We start from the raw sequence: 14,906 nt of genomic DNA, 5'->3' as shown, positions 1-14,906 counted from the left end.
GGTTCAGGGTTCAGGGTTCAGGGTTCAGGGTTCAGGAAATGCAACTCCGAGGCAAGCACCTGGTTCCTAACGCCTCTCGCCCAACGCCTCCATTTCTTTGCCACCCGACGCCTGACGCCTGACGCCTGACGCCTGATGCCTGATGCCTGATGCCTGATGCCTGACGCCTGACGCCTGACGCCTGATGCCTGACGCCTGATGCCTGAACCCTGAACCCTGAACCCTTTCTCCGTTTGTCGCTCCTCCCGCCGTTGACTACACTAAAGAATTCGAGGCATCTCTACCGGAACTCCCAAGTCGAGCACGCGCGTGGCACTCGCTGGCCAGCAATACATCGGTCCGTACCGCCTGCTGAACATGGTCAATCGCGGACAAACGACCCAGGTGTGGGCGGCCATCGACGACCGCACGCAGACGAAGCGCGCCGTCAAGGTGCTGCTGGCCGACTTTCGCAACCGCGAACACCTGGCTTACATGAAGAACGAGTTCCTGGTCGGCCGGGCCCTCGACCACGAACGAGTCATCCATATCTACGAGCACGGCGTCCACCAGAAGGTTCCGTATCTGGTGATGGAGTTCTTTCCGTATCCGAACATGAAAGACATCATCCAGCGGGTCGTCGATCAGCAGCGCGTGCTGGAACAAGTGGCGTTCATGATCCCGACGATCATCGAGCGGGCAGCCGCGGGGCTGGCCTACTTCAACGATCAAGGCTGGGTGCATCGGGATGTGAAGCCCGACAATTTTCTGGTGAACCTCGACGGCGAAGTCAAGCTGATCGACTTCGCCCTGGCGGTGCGGCAGAAAAAGGGCCTGGGCAAATTGCTGGCGCGAAGGACCAAAGTCCAGGGCACGCGCAGCTATATGTCGCCCGAACAGATTCGGGGCAAGCCGCTGGGCGTGGAGGCCGACGTTTACAGTTTCGGCTGCACGGTGTTTCACCTGCTGGCTGCCCGGCCCCCGTATACCGGGGCATCGAGCAGCGACCTGTTGAACAAGCACCTGGCGTCGCCGATTCCGCTGATCGAGGCCCAAAACCGCAACGTGAACCCGGCGTTCTCCGAGGTCCTGCAGTTGATGATGGCCAAACGGCCCGAAAAACGGCTGCCGAATCTGAACGAGTTTCTGCGTCATCTGAAAGTGACGCCGGTGTTCAAGGAACCGCCGGCCGTGCCCGCCGCGGCGCGGGCGTGAGGGGGAGAGAGAGAAAGAGCCGTGGCTGGGGCAGAGGTTGGCCAGGTAGCGGCTGAATGTACTCGACGACTCGGCGGCCAACCGATGCCCCGGCTCGCACGCACCGCCTCGCACGCACCGCCTCGCACGCACCGGCTCGCACGCACCGGGGCATCGCTGACCGGCGGCGCGTTTTGGTCCGTTGATATCGAACTCGGCCAGCTCTGCCCCAGCCACCGCTCCCTCGCCCACTCGCTCTCTCTCCGCCAAGGCGAGCTTGCCGCACCCTACGTCCGCCGTGTATTGTGGGGATGAATTCACCCTTTGATTCTCGGACTTCTATGGCCACCATGCACCACCGGCTCGCCTTCGAGCGGCCCATCGACGAACTGGAAACCCGCCTGGCCAAGCTGGAGACGCAGCCCGACGGCTCGACGGATTCGGTGGAAGAAGTCCGGCGTTTGCGACGCGAACTGGCCGAAACCAAAAAGCGCGTCTATAGCCAGCTCGGCGCCTGGGAAACGGTGCAAGTTGCCCGGCACGACGACCGCCCACGGACCAGAGACTATCTCGACCTGATCCTCGACGAGTTCGTCGAGCTGCACGGCGACAAGACCTTCGGCGACGACCGGGCGATGCTCACCGGGTTCGGCAAGCTCGATCAATACAAGGCGCTGATCGTCGGCCACCAGAAAGGCAAGACGCTCAAAGAGCGGCAGGAGTGCAACTATGGCTGCGCTCATCCGGAGGGCTATCGCAAAGCGCTGGCCAAGATGAAGCTGGCCGCCAAATATCGCATGCCGGTCATCTGCTTCATCGATACGCCGGGTGCCTATCCCGGCATCGGCGCCGAAGAGCGCGGCCAGGCCCAGGTGATCGCCACCTCGATGCTGGAAATGTCGCGACTGCCCACTCCGATTATCTGCGTCGTCATCGGCGAGGGCGGTTCGGGCGGCGCCCTGGGGATCGGCGTGGGCGACAAAGTGGCGATGCTCGAGCACGCCTACTACTCGGTGATCAGCCCCGAAGGGTGTGCGGGCATCCTGTGGAAAAGCCCCAAGTACGCCGAGCAGGCGGCGCAGGCGTTGCGAATGACTTCCAAGGATCTGCTGCGGCTGGGTGTGATCGACGACGCGATTGAGGAGCCGCTGGGCGGCGCGCATCGCGACCATCATCAGATGGCGGCCCGGCTGAAGATGTATTTGATCAAGAGCATTCGCGAGCTGATCGGCCAGCCGAACGATTCGTTGCTCGCCGCGCGGTATCAGAAGTTCCGGCGCATCGGGGCCTTTATCGAGTCGCCGGCATCGTGAGGCGCGAGGCGTCAGGCAACGCGGCGAGGTCGGCCGCTGATGGGCCCTGTTTCCACGGTCCCGGCAACGTCCGATAATGTTTCTTATGTTCGGTTGGACGCCCGGTTTTTCCCGAGGGATCTGCAAATCGAGGGTTCAGGGTTCAGGGTTCAGACTGCCCGGCACCCGACGCAAACGTTCGACGCACCGTCCTTCTGATCGCTCTCCGCATCCCTCATCCCTCATCCCTCATCCCTCATCTGAACGCTGAACCCTGAACCCTTCTCAAGCTGCCGGTAGAAACACCGCCGCCGACCAGAACGTGCGGTCGGCATACACGTGCCAGGCGCCGCTGTGCTCGTCGAGTCGGGCCAGGGCCAACTCCTGCGACGCGCCGGCGCGAATCGCGCCGTTCACCAGCCAGGCCGGATGGTAGGGGCCGATCGCGGGCGACTGCACTGCGGCGTTTTCGAAGTGGATCAACGTCGGCGACTCCATGCCGATCACAAAAAAGTGCTCGTCCCCCACTCGCCATAAACCGCCCTCGTAGAAAGCCAGGGTGGTATCCTGCGCGTCAAGCAAAGAAGTACCCAGGATCTTCAGCCGGGCGACGGGCGCCAGCCGCTTGCGGTGGCGCGTGATGACATTTTCGAAGTAGACGTTGAGCATCGCATATCCTTACCACCAGAAACGCTGGCCTACGCCTCCGGAGATTGGTCGATAAGCTTCCGTTCGCCGGGAGGTTGCAACGAATGTGCCAACGAACCCGAAAGCCGCAAACAGTCGGCCCGCTTCCAGATCGGGAGAACGGCTTCGGTGGTAGGTGCTAGAGGCGTGGTCAGCGAGCGACCATCGGGCGATGAGACCGCTCGAAGCTGCCTGTTCCCAGCGGCACGCTGCGCGCGCCGCGGGGATCGAGTTGCCGCTGGAGCTGGTGCAAGTACGGATCGAGCACCGCGTGCATTTCCTTGGGCATGATGGGGTCGGCCTGTTGCAAGAGCCGCGCGATATAGACGCCCGACCGCGAGGCGAGCACTGCGTCGCGTCCACGGACCGAAAGCGAGACGGCGAAAAAGGTGATCGCCACGCAGAGCAGCACGCCCTTGGCCGCGCCCAGCAGTCCGCCCACCTGGCGATCGAACTCCTTGAGCTGCGCGCGGTCGATGGCTTGCGATATCTTGCGGAACATCAACCAGACGGCCAGCGAGGTCGCCAGATAGATGAGCAGCATGGCGAGGAAACGATTCAGCGGTTCTTGCTTGCCGAGGTACGGCGCCAAGACGGGGCTGAAGCGGAGCGCGATGAAATAGCTGGCCGCCAACGAAGCCAGCGACGCGACCTGGCGGGCCATGCCTTTGTACAAGCCCCATAGCGTTGCCCCGAGCAGCACGGCGATCATCGCCAGATCATAGGATTGCATGGAGGTAGGTCAGGCTTTCCAGCCTGACGGTTTGTGGACGATCGTTACCGGCCGCCAACGGCGATCCGGTCCCGCCGTTTCCGGCGCGCGACAATATAACAAGCCTAGCTCACGCTACGAAGGGCAGGGGACCACAGGGCACGCCCCCTGCCCCTCCCTGCCCTTCGCCGTCTCCCGCGGCCGGCTACGATCCAGGTGAAGAAAGCTAGCGTCTGCCCTGAGAAAACGGACGATTTTCTCGGGCAGGGCATTCACGTCTTGGTCATCGATCTTTTTCCTCCGACGTCCCGCGACCCGAACCGCATTCACAAATTGATCTGGGACGAGTCCGGCATGAAAACCATTTTGAACAGAAGGCAACGAAGGAAACGAAGGACAGCAGGGCAAAGTCGAAGTGCGGCGGCAACAAAACCGTGCTAGATTGGCTGGCTGCTTGTCCTTTGTTTCCTCTGTTACCTTCTGTTCAAAAAGGAGTGGCCGTAACGCATGCCGTATTTGAAAAAGCCGACAGACTGAGCCGGGAGGCAATCGGAGCAGCGATCGAAGTGCATCGCATCTTGGGGCCGGGGCTGTTGGAGAGCATTTACGAAAAATGCCTGCTGCGAGAGTTCGAACTCCGCGGCATCCCGGTAGTCAACCAGCGACACGTCCGGATCGAATATAAGGGCCTCGTGTTCAGCGAAGAGTTGAAGTTCGACCTCCTTGTCGACGGGGTGCTGCTGCTGGAGCTCAAGGCCGTTCAGGAAGTATTGCCCGTCCACAAGGCGCAACTCCTGAGCCACATGAAATTGCTTGACGTGCCGCTCGGGCTTGTGCTGAATTTCCACGAGATAAAGCTTGTGGACGGCCTGTCTCGGATGATCCTGCCTGGCGCGAATCAGGATGGATGAGAAGGCCAACACGAACAGAAGGCAACGAAGATTGGGAGACAGGATCGAACAGTTGCCAAGAGGGCAAAGCGTCGCTGCTGCACGAACCCACCCGATCGGATCGCTTGCTCCTGCTTCGTTTCCTTCGTTTGCTTCTGTTGAAAATCCTTGCGGTGAAGCAATTCTTTCGGCCCCTCCCCTGCCCTGCCTCGTCGACATCCTCTTGCTCACCGCAGCCAGGCCTCTCAAGCGGCTTTTAACACCAACGCCGTGTTGTGGCCGCCGAAGCCGAACGAGTTCGACACTGCCACCCGCACTTTTTGCTCGCGGGCGGTGTTGGCGACGTGATCCAACTGGCATTCGGGATCGGGCCGGTCGAGATTGACCGTGGGCGGAAGCGCGCCGTGCCGGATGGCGGTCAGGCAGGCCAATGCCTCGATGGCGGCGGCCGCGCCAAGCAAATGCCCCGTGACGCTTTTGGTTGAGCTTACCGCGGTCTTGGCAACGTGCGGGCCGAGCACGGCGTGCAGCATCCGGGCCTCGCAGGCGTCGCCCACCGGCGTGCCCGTGGCATGTGCATTGATGTAATCGATGTCCGCGGCGTCGACACGTGCGTAGCTCAGAGCCTGGCGGATGGCCGCCACGGCCTGCGTCGGATCGGGATTGGGAGAGACCAGGTGATGGGCGTCACTGGTCATTCCCACGCCCGACAATTCGGCGTAGACTTTGCGACCGCCGGTGCGGACATCGTCCGCCCGCTCGAGGACGAACACGGCGCCGCCTTCTCCCAGCACCATGCCGTCACGATCGGCATCGAAGGGCCGGGCAGCCGCGGTCGGTTCATCGTTGCGCCGCGACAAAGCGCGCAGGTTGCCAAAACTGGCCATGGAGTAGGGCGTAACTCCCATGTCGCAGGCCCCGGCCAAACAGACGTCGGCCCAGCCCGTTTCGAGCCAATGGCATGCCAGCCCCAGCGCCTGATTTCCGCTGGCGCAGGCGGCCGAGACCGTGATCGCCGGGCAGGCGAGGCCCAGCAGTTCGAGCGTCATCTCGATCGCAGGGCGCCGGCCGGCGTTAGGCTGGCAGATCAACCGGCCGCCCCGGCGCGAATCGCAGTCCCAGCGCGACATCCATTCGGCTGCCACGCCGAGGATCAGGCCAATTCTCAACTCCTGCCGTCGCACCCAAAGATCGGCGTCGACGAGCGCTTGCAGGCAACACGAGGCCATGCACTGTTCAAGCGGAGTCAGGCGCTCGTAGAGGGCCGCGTCGAGCATGGGCGGCGGCGGAGGTGGTTGGACTTGCCCGGCGATGCGGCACGGATGCTCGGCCACGTCGAAGTCGGTCACGGCGCGGATGCCGCTCTTGCCGGCCAGCAGGTTGGTGGAAATCTCGTCAAAGCCTGTGCCCAGCGCGCAGAGCGCGCCGACGCCGGTGATCCAGATTTGCGGGCGGTCGATCATGACGGTTCGCGCGGGTTTGGCCTCAAGTGGAATGGCGCTGGACGGCCGCCGAAAACCGGGCGTGCGGCCCCAATAGAGTCGCGGGCGTGGCGTGGCGCCGGCCCGGCGCGCCGAAGAATTCGATGCCGAGCGAGATTCCGCCGCTGGCAAATACCTGAGCCGCCCCGACGGCAGGTCGCTCCGAGAGTGCCGGGGCCGTCAACCACTCGGTAAGGTTTGCCGGCGCCGGTTGGCCCGCTCCGCTCGGCTTGGCAGGTTGCGCGGCGGCCCGAATGTCGATGCGACCGACCGTGCTCGCGCTCTGGCTGGCGGCGGACCGATTGCGGCCGACGGCCAGCACGGCGGCCAGACAGCAAGGCCCGCCGTGCGAGTCGTCGGCGCACCCGTTGGCAGGCCCGCGCGACCAACCGCTGAACACCACCCACACGCCGGCAACCTCAGGACGCTCCAGGAGCGTGGCCGCGGTGAGCAGCGCGTGCCGCTCTTCACCCGGCGCGGTCCCGGCGCCGATGCAAGGCCCGTGACTCGCCAGCGCCAGGCTAAGCGTACTCGCCAGGGCATGGGGACTGGTGTGAGGAATAACCTGGACCGATACCCCCCAGGGACCATCGTTCTGGTACTTGGCGATCACGGCTGCGAACGCGGTGCGCCCGAGGTATTGAGTCGCCGAGACGACGGCCCACTCCGCGAAGGACTCGCACCACGGCATTTGCCCGACGGCGCGGTCCAAGGCCGCCGCCGCGGCCAGCGTCTGCTCGTCGCTGTGCTTGAGCAACTGGGGCCGGAGTTGGGCTGAAAACCGCTCGATCGACCGCTGCCGCAGGTCGGCCAACTCCGCCATCGACAGCCTGGCGGCGCCGTAAGCGAAGACCGTCAGCTCGAACGAGCCGGTGCCGGAGCGTGAGGTTGCCTTCGAGTTGAGCATGGCGTGTGAAGTTCAGCGCAACGAGGAGCGCGGCGGACTGCGTTGCGCGGTAACGGGCGTCTCGCGAGTGACGCGCGTCAACCGCAGTTCCGTCGGGTAGCCGTCTTCGATCGACTTCTGCCGCACGATCCGGTTCTGCCCGTCAAACCACAGCTCCGCCTGCACGTCGCCGCTGAAGCGATAATGCGAGCAGGCCACGGACCGCGGACCGAGCGCGAGTGACTCGGGGGCGAGCCGCTCGACCTTGGCCCGATGGATGGTTCCGCGGTCGGCGTTCATGAAGGCGAACCCGCGGTCCTGTTTCAGGTCGGGCGCGCGCCAGTAATTGGTGGTCATGTCGATGATCGGCTCCGCCCGGCTGCGGCCATTGGCCTGCACTCGAAAGCCTCCGGCGTCGCTCTGCGCGCGGACTTCGAACGTCTTGCCGTCGTCGGTGGCGTGGTTTTCGGTCGAAAGCAACCGCTCGCCGCGCCACGTCTCCCGGCCCCGAAACTCGTAGCGATAAACGTACACCAGGTAGTTGAGTTTGACGTCGACTTCGGTGGCGACGCGCGTGGTTCCGTCGTCGAGATCGCTGATGCGGATGGTGTTCTTGCCCGCGGGCTTGTCTTTCACGAGGATATCGAACTCGCGGAGCTCCTCGGTTACAACGGTCTGACCGCGCGCCGGCGAGGCGCCCCAACCGGCCAGGGTCAGGCAACAGACTGCGATCGTCGACGCGCGTGGAGAGCGAGCTTTCATGGGATTGTGTGGTGTTCGTCGTGTGGCGGCGTCAGATTCCATGCTGGGGCGCAGGCCCGCCTATGCGGCCCGCGCCGCCCTCCGACTGGCTGCGTCGTCCGCCGTTGGCAGGCCGACGAATTCCTTTAATTCGCCGAAGGCGTCGATCAGCCCGTCGATGGCCTCGCGGGTGTGATTCGAGTTGATTTGCACGCGCAGCACGCCGGCGTGATAGGGCACGGCCGGAAAGGTGACCGACTGCACGTAATAGCCGCGGTCGAAGAGGAACTTGCCGGCCATAAAGGTGTCTTCCTCGTCGCCAATCAGGACCGACAGGATGGGCGATTGGCCGCCCAGCAATACCAGGCCGTGTTCCTTCAGGCCGCGGACGGCGCGGTCGATGTTCTCGTCGAGCCGGTTTCGCAAGGCGGTGTAGTCGTCCGAGCAAAGCAGGTCGATCACCGCCGCGATGGCCTCGAGGTAAGGCGGCGGCACGGGGCCGCCGAAAATGTACGTCGTCGACCGCATCTTCAGCAGGCGCTGCAGGTCGCGCGAGCAAGCCACAAAGGCCCCGAAAACCGAACAGGCTTTTGAGAAGCAACCGACCACGATGGCGTTGTCGTAGCTCCCCAGGGCGTCGAACACGGTGCCGCGGCCGCAATCGCCCATGACGGCCGTGGCGTGCGCGTCGTCGATATACAACACGGCGTCGTGCCGCCTCGCCACTCGATCGAGCCCGGCCATGTCGGCGACGGCGCCGCTCATGCTGTACACGCCGTCGATGGCCACGATCGCCGTCCGATAGGGCCTCGACGCCTGCAGCACTCGTTCGAGATCGCCGGGGTCGTTATGGCTGAAAGAAACCACTCGCACGCCGTTGGCGCGCGCCAGCTTCGTGCCTTCCAGGATCGAATTGTGGGCGTACTCGTCGACGACGAGCAGATCTTGCGGTTCGACCAGACCGGGCAGCGCGCCCAGGTTGGCCAGCGTCACCGAGGGATAGATCAAGGCGGCCTCGGTGCCGATCCAGCTTGCAATTCTCCCTTCGAGCTCGACCTCGGTCTGGCAGCTTGCAAACGCCCGCGACGCGCCAAACTGCGTGCCCCACCGGTCGGCGCCGCGGGCCAGCGCCTCTTTGACTCGCGGGTGCTGGTCGAGCCCCAAAAAGCTGTCAAATCCGAAATTGATCAGGTCGTGGTGGCCCACGCGCATCTCGCGATGCGCCCCCACCGAAGCGACCGCCAACTCCTTGAGATGGACGGAGTTGAAGCGTTGGTTGAGCTGCTCGTAGAACTTGACCAGCTTGCTCTGACGTAAGCCATCGACCAACTTCTCCATCGGGAATGACTCGCGCTTCGGCATGCGGACATCCATGTTGCGGCGTGCGTAAGAATAAGAGCGGGAAAATACCTGTTTTCGCCGGTTGCGGCAAGATGAATGGCGTCAATAGAGCGCACCGACCCGCAGCATCAGGTTGTCGTTGATGGTAAATGGCGGGGCGTGGCTGCGAAAAAGCACGCGGCGGTCGAAAATCAGGCCTCCCTCGATAAAGGCCGTCCACTTGCCGGCGGCCGCCGATGCCCCCAGCAGAAATTGCACGTCGCTCATTTGCATCCGCGTTTTGGCGGACGATTGGTCCTGGATGGTCACTTGCCAGGCCTGCACCTGATAGCCGAGGGTGGCATAGGTCCAAACATCTTTGCCGGCCACGTTCCCGTAATAACGGCTGATGCGGGTTTGCGGAAAAAAAAGGCGGAATTCCCAGCGGTCGTCGGGCGACCAGATAAGGCCGCCGTAGGGGATGAGAATGCCGTGGACGCGGTTCCAATAAGCCATGCCGGCCGCCAGGCGCAGGTCGGGCCGGGCCTGATAAAACAGCACAAAGCGGCCATCGACCATATAAGCGTTGTGATCGAGCGAGCGGCGAAAATCGGCGTCGATTTGCGGCGTGGCGCCCACCTGCCAGTTCCAGCGCCCCGCATAAAGCGAGCTGATCTGAAAATCGGAGACGAGCTGTTCCGCGTCGGGCGGCAAGTTTACGCCGGAGGGGCCGGTCCACCACGACGAGTTCCAGGCCCCGGTCCATGCCAAGAGATGACGCTGGCCGAGCAGCCGCGCATAACGCGCCCAGGCGTTGTATTGCACGTCCTGAAACGAGCCGCTCACGCCGCGCACCGGCGAGGTCGGCATATAGGGCACTTCGTCATAGAAATACCAGCCCAGGTGATAGGGCTGAAAGCCGGCGTTGCCAAAGGCGAGCTGGCGGGTGAAGGGGTCGTAATAAGCGACGCTTTCGTCGTATGCCGGAAGGGGCGCCGCGGCCGGCGCCGTGTACGGCGGCAGCGGCGGTAGTGCGGCCGGGACCGCCGGCGCGGCCGGCTGCAAGTAACCGTCGCGCCATTGCCAATTCTTTGCGTTGATTTCGGTCGCGGCGGGCGGTGGCGCGGCGCTGACCGGCCACGTTGGGCCAAAGCTCGGCGTCGCGGGGCCGGCGCCGAGGGACAGGGCTGCGACAAAGACGGGCACCAACACGGGCGACGACCACCGTGACGATAAGGGAGCGACCAGGGCTGAATGGAGCAAGTTGAAGGTTCTTCTCCGTGGCCCTTTGTGTCAACACCGATTACTGGCGTTGCGGCGAAGGCCGGAAACTGCTAACTAACCGCTGAAGATGTCCGGGACATCCCATCAACCATTCGCCTCAACCATGAACCGAGAAGAAATCCGCAATGTGCTGAAGACCCTTTTCGAGGAAGAAACGAGCCGGAGCCTGGAGGCGTTGGACGACGCCGCCGTGCTGGCCGAGGATTTCGCGTTGGATTCGGTGGACGTCGTCAGCCTGCTGATGCGCGTCGAGAGGCGCTTTCAGGTGCGGCTGACGAATGCCGAGCTGACCGAAAACCGGACCGTCGGCGCGTTGATCGACCTGCTGAAATCGAAGGTGGGTGGGCCGGCAGCCCAGATACCTCGGTTCCGTGCGGCGGCATGAGGCGCGTCACCGCTTTGCGTTTTCCTTTGCGGTAGAATACTCTTGAGTGCCGTGCCCTGGCTTTCCGCGGAGGACCGATTCATGTCTACTGCCCCATCGAGTGTCAAGCCGGCAGCCGTGCTCCACGACATCGACTGGGGCACGTACACGCGGCTGCTGCGTGCCTTCGAGCGACGGCGGCGGTTCCGGCTCACTTACGATCGGGGGATGCTGGAAATCATGAGCCCGCTCTGGGAACACGAAAAGTCCGCTTACCTACTGGGAAGATTTATCGATGTAGTCACTGAGGAGCTACGACTGCTGTGCGAGCCCGGGCGTACCGTCACCTTGCGGCGGCGACGTAAAAGCCGGGGACTTGAACCCGATAATTGTTATTGGATCGCAAACGCGGGACGGCTTGCGGGCAAAACGCGTCTGGATCTGCGCGTCGATCCGCCCCCCGATCTTGCCATCGAAGTGGATCTCACGCACAGCTCGCTCGACCGCATGAGCATTTATGCGGCCTTAGGAGTGCCCGAAGTGTGGCGAGCGACCTGCGAAGGCTTGACCTTTAACATTCTCGAAGCCGGCGTCTACCAGGTCCGCACCCACAGCCTCTCGTTGCCGCGATTGGCGAGCGCCGACCTGGTTCCTGTCTTGGCCCAATTGGGGCGCACGGATACGACGGCCCTCGTCGCGCAGTTCCGTGACTGGGTAAGGCAAGTACTGCTCAATCGCACCGGCTAGCCGTCGCGCTCCGGGTGAGGAAAGCCATCGTCCTCTGCCCTATTGTGGCCGGTATTCAGACCGGGCCACTCATCGCTCATCGGCTCCTCCCCCCTGCCCTGCGCAAAAACTCGCGGCCGACGAGCGTGTACTGATGCCAGTTTTGTTCCGACCGGATGCCGCCCGCTTGCCGGGCGGAGGTTCACGTTCGCAGTCTACAGAACGATACTTACCATCGGAACAAAAATTGAGTACGGTCTTACCGGAAGGTTCGTCGATTTTTGATGAGTTTGCACATGCCCGACCGGGTCTCACCCGAGCACAGGCGACACGTTTGTCGCGTCCAACGAGGTGCGCGGCCAATCCTCTGTACGCAATCCCGGCGCGCCGGGATGCCGTTCCGCCGAATTGAGCGATTCGGTCTTTGAGCACTTTGAGCGCAGGCTCCACGGATCGGCTGGCGCGTGCGGGCAAAAGCGCCGCGCGCGGCGCGCTGCTTAACAATAGCGACACGCGCGCGTCGCTTTTGTTTAGGCGCCGCCGCGGGGCTGGCGCTCATGCCCGAAGTCCGGCAGATCCAAGACGCGGACTTGTTGCGGCAGATTTTGGCCAGCGTCAAACATCCCGACAGTCCGGAAGCCGTGCGGCAAGTGTGGGCGAGGCGTTAATGCCGTGCTCGACACACGATCCGCCGCGCGGTGCAAGCGAGCGGGCAAATCAAGCCAGCGTGTCGAGCCAGGTCTCGGCGTCGATCGCCAGCCGCTCCAGAACCGCTCGCAAGTGCGCGGAAATCGCACCGCGCGGGGCCACCGGGCGGCTCAGCCTTGGTCAGGCCCTCGGCTGCGGGGCCTGCGGAACCGACCAACCGCGCGCCGCAGCCGGATCCCTCGCCACGTTTGCTTGGTCCGCGTTCCCGCGCGTAAACGATGGGCGTCTTGGTTCGGCCCATCCTACTTGGGCGGTTCATTCGCCACCGTGCGAACGAACGTGCTTCACGGCTTCTCAATGGCCGGTTCCATGTGTGCTTCACCGGTCGCCTGGTCAGCGAGGTCGCAAGCAATGTTCTGCGAATCTGCTTTCAGCCCGGAGCGGGCGCGACCGCTTTGCTTTGCGAGCCTCCGCGCGCGAAACCATGCGAGATATTCTTTGGACTTGTTCGTTTCCGGGATATCGTGGATCGAGCCCGGGCGTGCGGGCACCTCCCAGAACGTCCGGCTATCGTATCGACCCTCCGCCTGGGCCTGGGCGTTGAAGGCCCCAATCAAGTCGTCAATGGAACGTGTGCTACTCATAACTTTGGCATGTGAATTATGAACCTGTGCATACCAAAGGTCAACCGAGAATACCTTCTTTGCGATCAGCACCATCTCCTGTGCGTGTCGCTTCCCGAATTCCGTGGCCGCCGCCAACACCGCCGGGGTCGGACCATCGACGAGCGTATCGTAGGTCGGTTCGATCTGATCGGCGTAGATGCCGAACGCCTCGTGGTCGAGGTAGAGAACCCGCACCTCATACTGCTCGAACGCTTGCCGAAGTTCGTCTTTGCTCAGGGCGGTGATTTGCAACGCAAGGTCGGCGGCCTCCGCATACTCCCCGGCCGCGAAACGGCCATTCATGCGGCGCGTGAGATCTGCGATTGTCGCATCAGGGTTGTTCTCCTGCGCATTGGTGATCCCGACCTGATGTTCGTCGGATGGTTGGTCATTGGTCGCCACACTGCGATTATATCAGCACGCACGCGCCCCCCGCACCTGGGCTGCCTCGGGGAGTGATCGCGCCGTGGGGTCGGAGCACAAAAGGTCGCGCGAGAAGATGACCTCAATCCGGCGGTTCCGGTTCATCGCGACCGCCGAGCGCGTCGGCATGGAAAAGGGCCGGGCCGAAGGCCTCGATAAGGGCCGGGAAACATGCCGACACTCCGGAGGCCGTCCGGCACGTGTGGGCGAGGCGTTAACGCGTTGCTCGACAGACGGTTCCACCGCGCGGTGCAAGCGAGCGACCAACGCAAGCCAGCGTGCCGAGCGACGCCTCGCCATTGATCGCCAGCGGATCCAGAACCGGTCGCAACTCCGCGGGAACCGCACCGCGCGGGCCGCGGGGCCACCGGGCGGCTCAGCCTTGGTCAGGCCCTCGGCTGAGGGCGCAGCGGAACCGGGCCAACCCCGCGCCGTAGCCGGATCCCTCACCACGTTTGCTTGGTCCCCGCTCCCGCGCGTAAACGATGGGTGTCTTGCTTCGGCCCCCATGGGTGTCTTGCTTCGGCCCCCTTCTGGTTTTTCATTCGAGGCGTCGCTCCAAGTCGAAAAAGTAGAATGTCCCTTTCCCCCCATAAACTCTGCCTCGCCCATTGCGCGCGCTCTGCTATACTGGCGATCGAGCACGCGCTCATTGTCATCCGTGACGAATCGCCGCCAGCAATGCATTCAGCTCTCGCGGGGGCACCTGCGAGTTGAGCGATGAATTTCTACCTCTGGACGGACGAGATTATCGCGCACCTGCCCGAGCATGATGTCACGCCGGAGGATTTTGAATTTGTGCTTGACCATGAAGCGAACCAAAGCAATACGATCAACGACTGATCTCACCACCGAACAGTTGAACCAATTGCGCAAGGATCGCGCACTGATTGCCAGGGAGTTGCCGGACCTGGCCGCCAAGCATCAGCGTCTTTGTGACGCGGCGCAGGAATCCACGCACAGCGGCGCCTTGCGGCGGGCAGTCCATGCAAGCCAGATTCTCCTTGATGAATTGGCGGACCGCGCCGGGACCGATCTGGACACGCTGGCCGGGTTCCTGACCGGACAACGGATGCTGACCTCCGACGTTATTGATCGGCTGACGAAGATTCTCCAGCTCAAATTGGAGCCAGCCAACGGCAAACCCAAGCCACGACGACCCAAGACGCATTGACGCGCGACCTCCCGATCCATTCTCGGAATCGTTGCGCTTGACCCATGAAAACCTGCCCCGCCTGCTCCGCCGAAAACAACGCTGACAGCAAGTTCTGCTCGGCCTGCGGCGGCCTGCTCGTGCCGGGGACGGAGGCAACGGTCGATCACAACCCTCCGAAGAAGGCCGGCGCTTGCCCGTCGATTTCCGAGCTAGGATTCGTCGGCTCATGGCCGGTTCCTGCCGGGAACCAAAAATCGCCGGCCGCTATCCAATCGTGTCCCTCGCCGGCCTCCGGCGGCATGGGAGAGGTCGATCGCGCCGATATGACATCGACGGGGTGGATGGCCGGCACTTTCTGTCGATGGAGTAGACGTCACGATCGATGGCCGGGGCCAGGCGCAGTCACTTTCCGCTCGATCCGCCGAGATCCACCAATCTGGGGTGGTTCTGCGACAGAT

The 14,906-nt window shown here is 63.3% G+C and carries 15 protein-coding genes; 7 read left to right on the top strand and 8 right to left on the bottom strand.

Annotated features, from left to right (window positions below):
• The first annotated feature begins 309 nt into the window (after positions 1 to 309).
• Together VNH11_10365 and VNH11_10360 are read left to right on the top strand one after the other, a co-directional pair.
• Complete coding sequence (locus tag VNH11_10365; protein ID HVA46756.1) at positions 310 to 1,194, top strand: serine/threonine-protein kinase; 885 nt, start codon at positions 310 to 312, stop codon at positions 1,192 to 1,194.
• Positions 1,195 to 1,523: 329 nt separating this feature from the next.
• On the top strand, positions 1,524 to 2,486 hold the full coding sequence (locus VNH11_10360; GenBank protein ID HVA46755.1) for an acetyl-CoA carboxylase carboxyltransferase subunit alpha: 963 nt from the start codon (positions 1,524 to 1,526) through the stop codon (positions 2,484 to 2,486).
• Between the two features lie 264 nt (positions 2,487 to 2,750).
• Here the strand turns inward: VNH11_10360 and VNH11_10355 are convergent, their stop codons facing one another.
• Together VNH11_10355 and VNH11_10350 are read right to left on the bottom strand one after the other, a co-directional pair.
• Positions 2,751 to 3,134, bottom strand: a complete 384-nt coding sequence (locus VNH11_10355) for a hypothetical protein (GenBank protein HVA46754.1) — start codon at positions 3,132 to 3,134, stop codon at positions 2,751 to 2,753.
• Positions 3,135 to 3,303: 169 nt separating this feature from the next.
• On the bottom strand, positions 3,304 to 3,885 hold the full coding sequence (locus VNH11_10350) for a CvpA family protein (GenBank protein HVA46753.1): 582 nt from the start codon (positions 3,883 to 3,885) through the stop codon (positions 3,304 to 3,306).
• A gap of 413 nt (positions 3,886 to 4,298) precedes the next feature.
• Here VNH11_10350 and VNH11_10345 point away from each other — a divergent pair, with 413 nt between their 5' ends.
• Positions 4,299 to 4,775: a GxxExxY protein gene (locus VNH11_10345; GenBank protein HVA46752.1), complete on the top strand. Its 477-nt coding sequence runs from the start codon at positions 4,299 to 4,301 to the stop codon at positions 4,773 to 4,775.
• Positions 4,776 to 4,999: 224 nt separating this feature from the next.
• Here the strand turns inward: VNH11_10345 and VNH11_10340 are convergent, their stop codons facing one another.
• The 5 genes from VNH11_10340 to VNH11_10320 all read right to left on the bottom strand — a co-directional run bounded on the left by VNH11_10340 (position 5,000) and on the right by VNH11_10320 (position 10,445).
• Complete coding sequence (locus tag VNH11_10340; GenBank protein ID HVA46751.1) at positions 5,000 to 6,217, bottom strand: beta-ketoacyl-[acyl-carrier-protein] synthase family protein; 1,218 nt, start codon at positions 6,215 to 6,217, stop codon at positions 5,000 to 5,002.
• 22 nt (positions 6,218 to 6,239) lie between these two features.
• On the bottom strand, positions 6,240 to 7,142 hold the full coding sequence (locus VNH11_10335; GenBank protein ID HVA46750.1) for a hypothetical protein: 903 nt from the start codon (positions 7,140 to 7,142) through the stop codon (positions 6,240 to 6,242).
• A 12-nt stretch (positions 7,143 to 7,154) separates the two neighbouring features.
• Positions 7,155 to 7,883: a DUF6134 family protein gene (locus tag VNH11_10330; protein HVA46749.1), complete on the bottom strand. Its 729-nt coding sequence runs from the start codon at positions 7,881 to 7,883 to the stop codon at positions 7,155 to 7,157.
• Positions 7,884 to 7,943: 60 nt separating this feature from the next.
• Positions 7,944 to 9,224 carry a pyridoxal phosphate-dependent aminotransferase family protein gene (locus VNH11_10325; GenBank protein ID HVA46748.1) on the bottom strand — a complete coding sequence of 427 codons (1,281 nt, stop codon included), beginning with the start codon at positions 9,222 to 9,224 and terminating at the stop codon, positions 7,944 to 7,946.
• Between the two features lie 81 nt (positions 9,225 to 9,305).
• Positions 9,306 to 10,445: a hypothetical protein gene (locus VNH11_10320; GenBank protein ID HVA46747.1), complete on the bottom strand. Its 1,140-nt coding sequence runs from the start codon at positions 10,443 to 10,445 to the stop codon at positions 9,306 to 9,308.
• Between the two features lie 124 nt (positions 10,446 to 10,569).
• Here VNH11_10320 and VNH11_10315 point away from each other — a divergent pair, with 124 nt between their 5' ends.
• Together VNH11_10315 and VNH11_10310 are read left to right on the top strand one after the other, a co-directional pair.
• Positions 10,570 to 10,851, top strand: a complete 282-nt coding sequence (locus tag VNH11_10315; protein HVA46746.1) for an acyl carrier protein — start codon at positions 10,570 to 10,572, stop codon at positions 10,849 to 10,851.
• A gap of 81 nt (positions 10,852 to 10,932) precedes the next feature.
• Positions 10,933 to 11,577, top strand: coding sequence for a Uma2 family endonuclease (locus VNH11_10310; protein ID HVA46745.1), 645 nt, complete (start codon positions 10,933 to 10,935; stop codon positions 11,575 to 11,577).
• Positions 11,578 to 12,548: 971 nt separating this feature from the next.
• Here VNH11_10310 and VNH11_10305 read toward each other — a convergent pair.
• Positions 12,549 to 13,271: a hypothetical protein gene (locus tag VNH11_10305; protein ID HVA46744.1), complete on the bottom strand. Its 723-nt coding sequence runs from the start codon at positions 13,269 to 13,271 to the stop codon at positions 12,549 to 12,551.
• A gap of 741 nt (positions 13,272 to 14,012) precedes the next feature.
• Between VNH11_10305 and VNH11_10300 the strand changes: the two genes are divergently transcribed.
• The gene (locus VNH11_10300) at positions 14,013 to 14,135 is read left to right on the top strand and encodes a hypothetical protein (GenBank protein HVA46743.1); all 123 of its coding nucleotides are present in this window, start codon (positions 14,013 to 14,015) and stop codon (positions 14,133 to 14,135) included.
• Positions 14,101 to 14,466: a hypothetical protein gene (locus VNH11_10295; GenBank protein HVA46742.1), complete on the top strand. Its 366-nt coding sequence runs from the start codon at positions 14,101 to 14,103 to the stop codon at positions 14,464 to 14,466. The genes VNH11_10300 and VNH11_10295 overlap by 35 nt, the downstream gene beginning before the upstream one ends.
• Positions 14,467 to 14,906 lie beyond the last annotated feature (440 nt).

This window comes from Pirellulales bacterium (genome assembly GCA_035533075.1).
GTDB lineage: Bacteria > Planctomycetota > Planctomycetia > Pirellulales > JAICIG01 > DASSFG01.
Note: the sequence above shows the minus strand (reverse complement) of the source record. Positions and strands in the feature narration are given on the sequence as shown.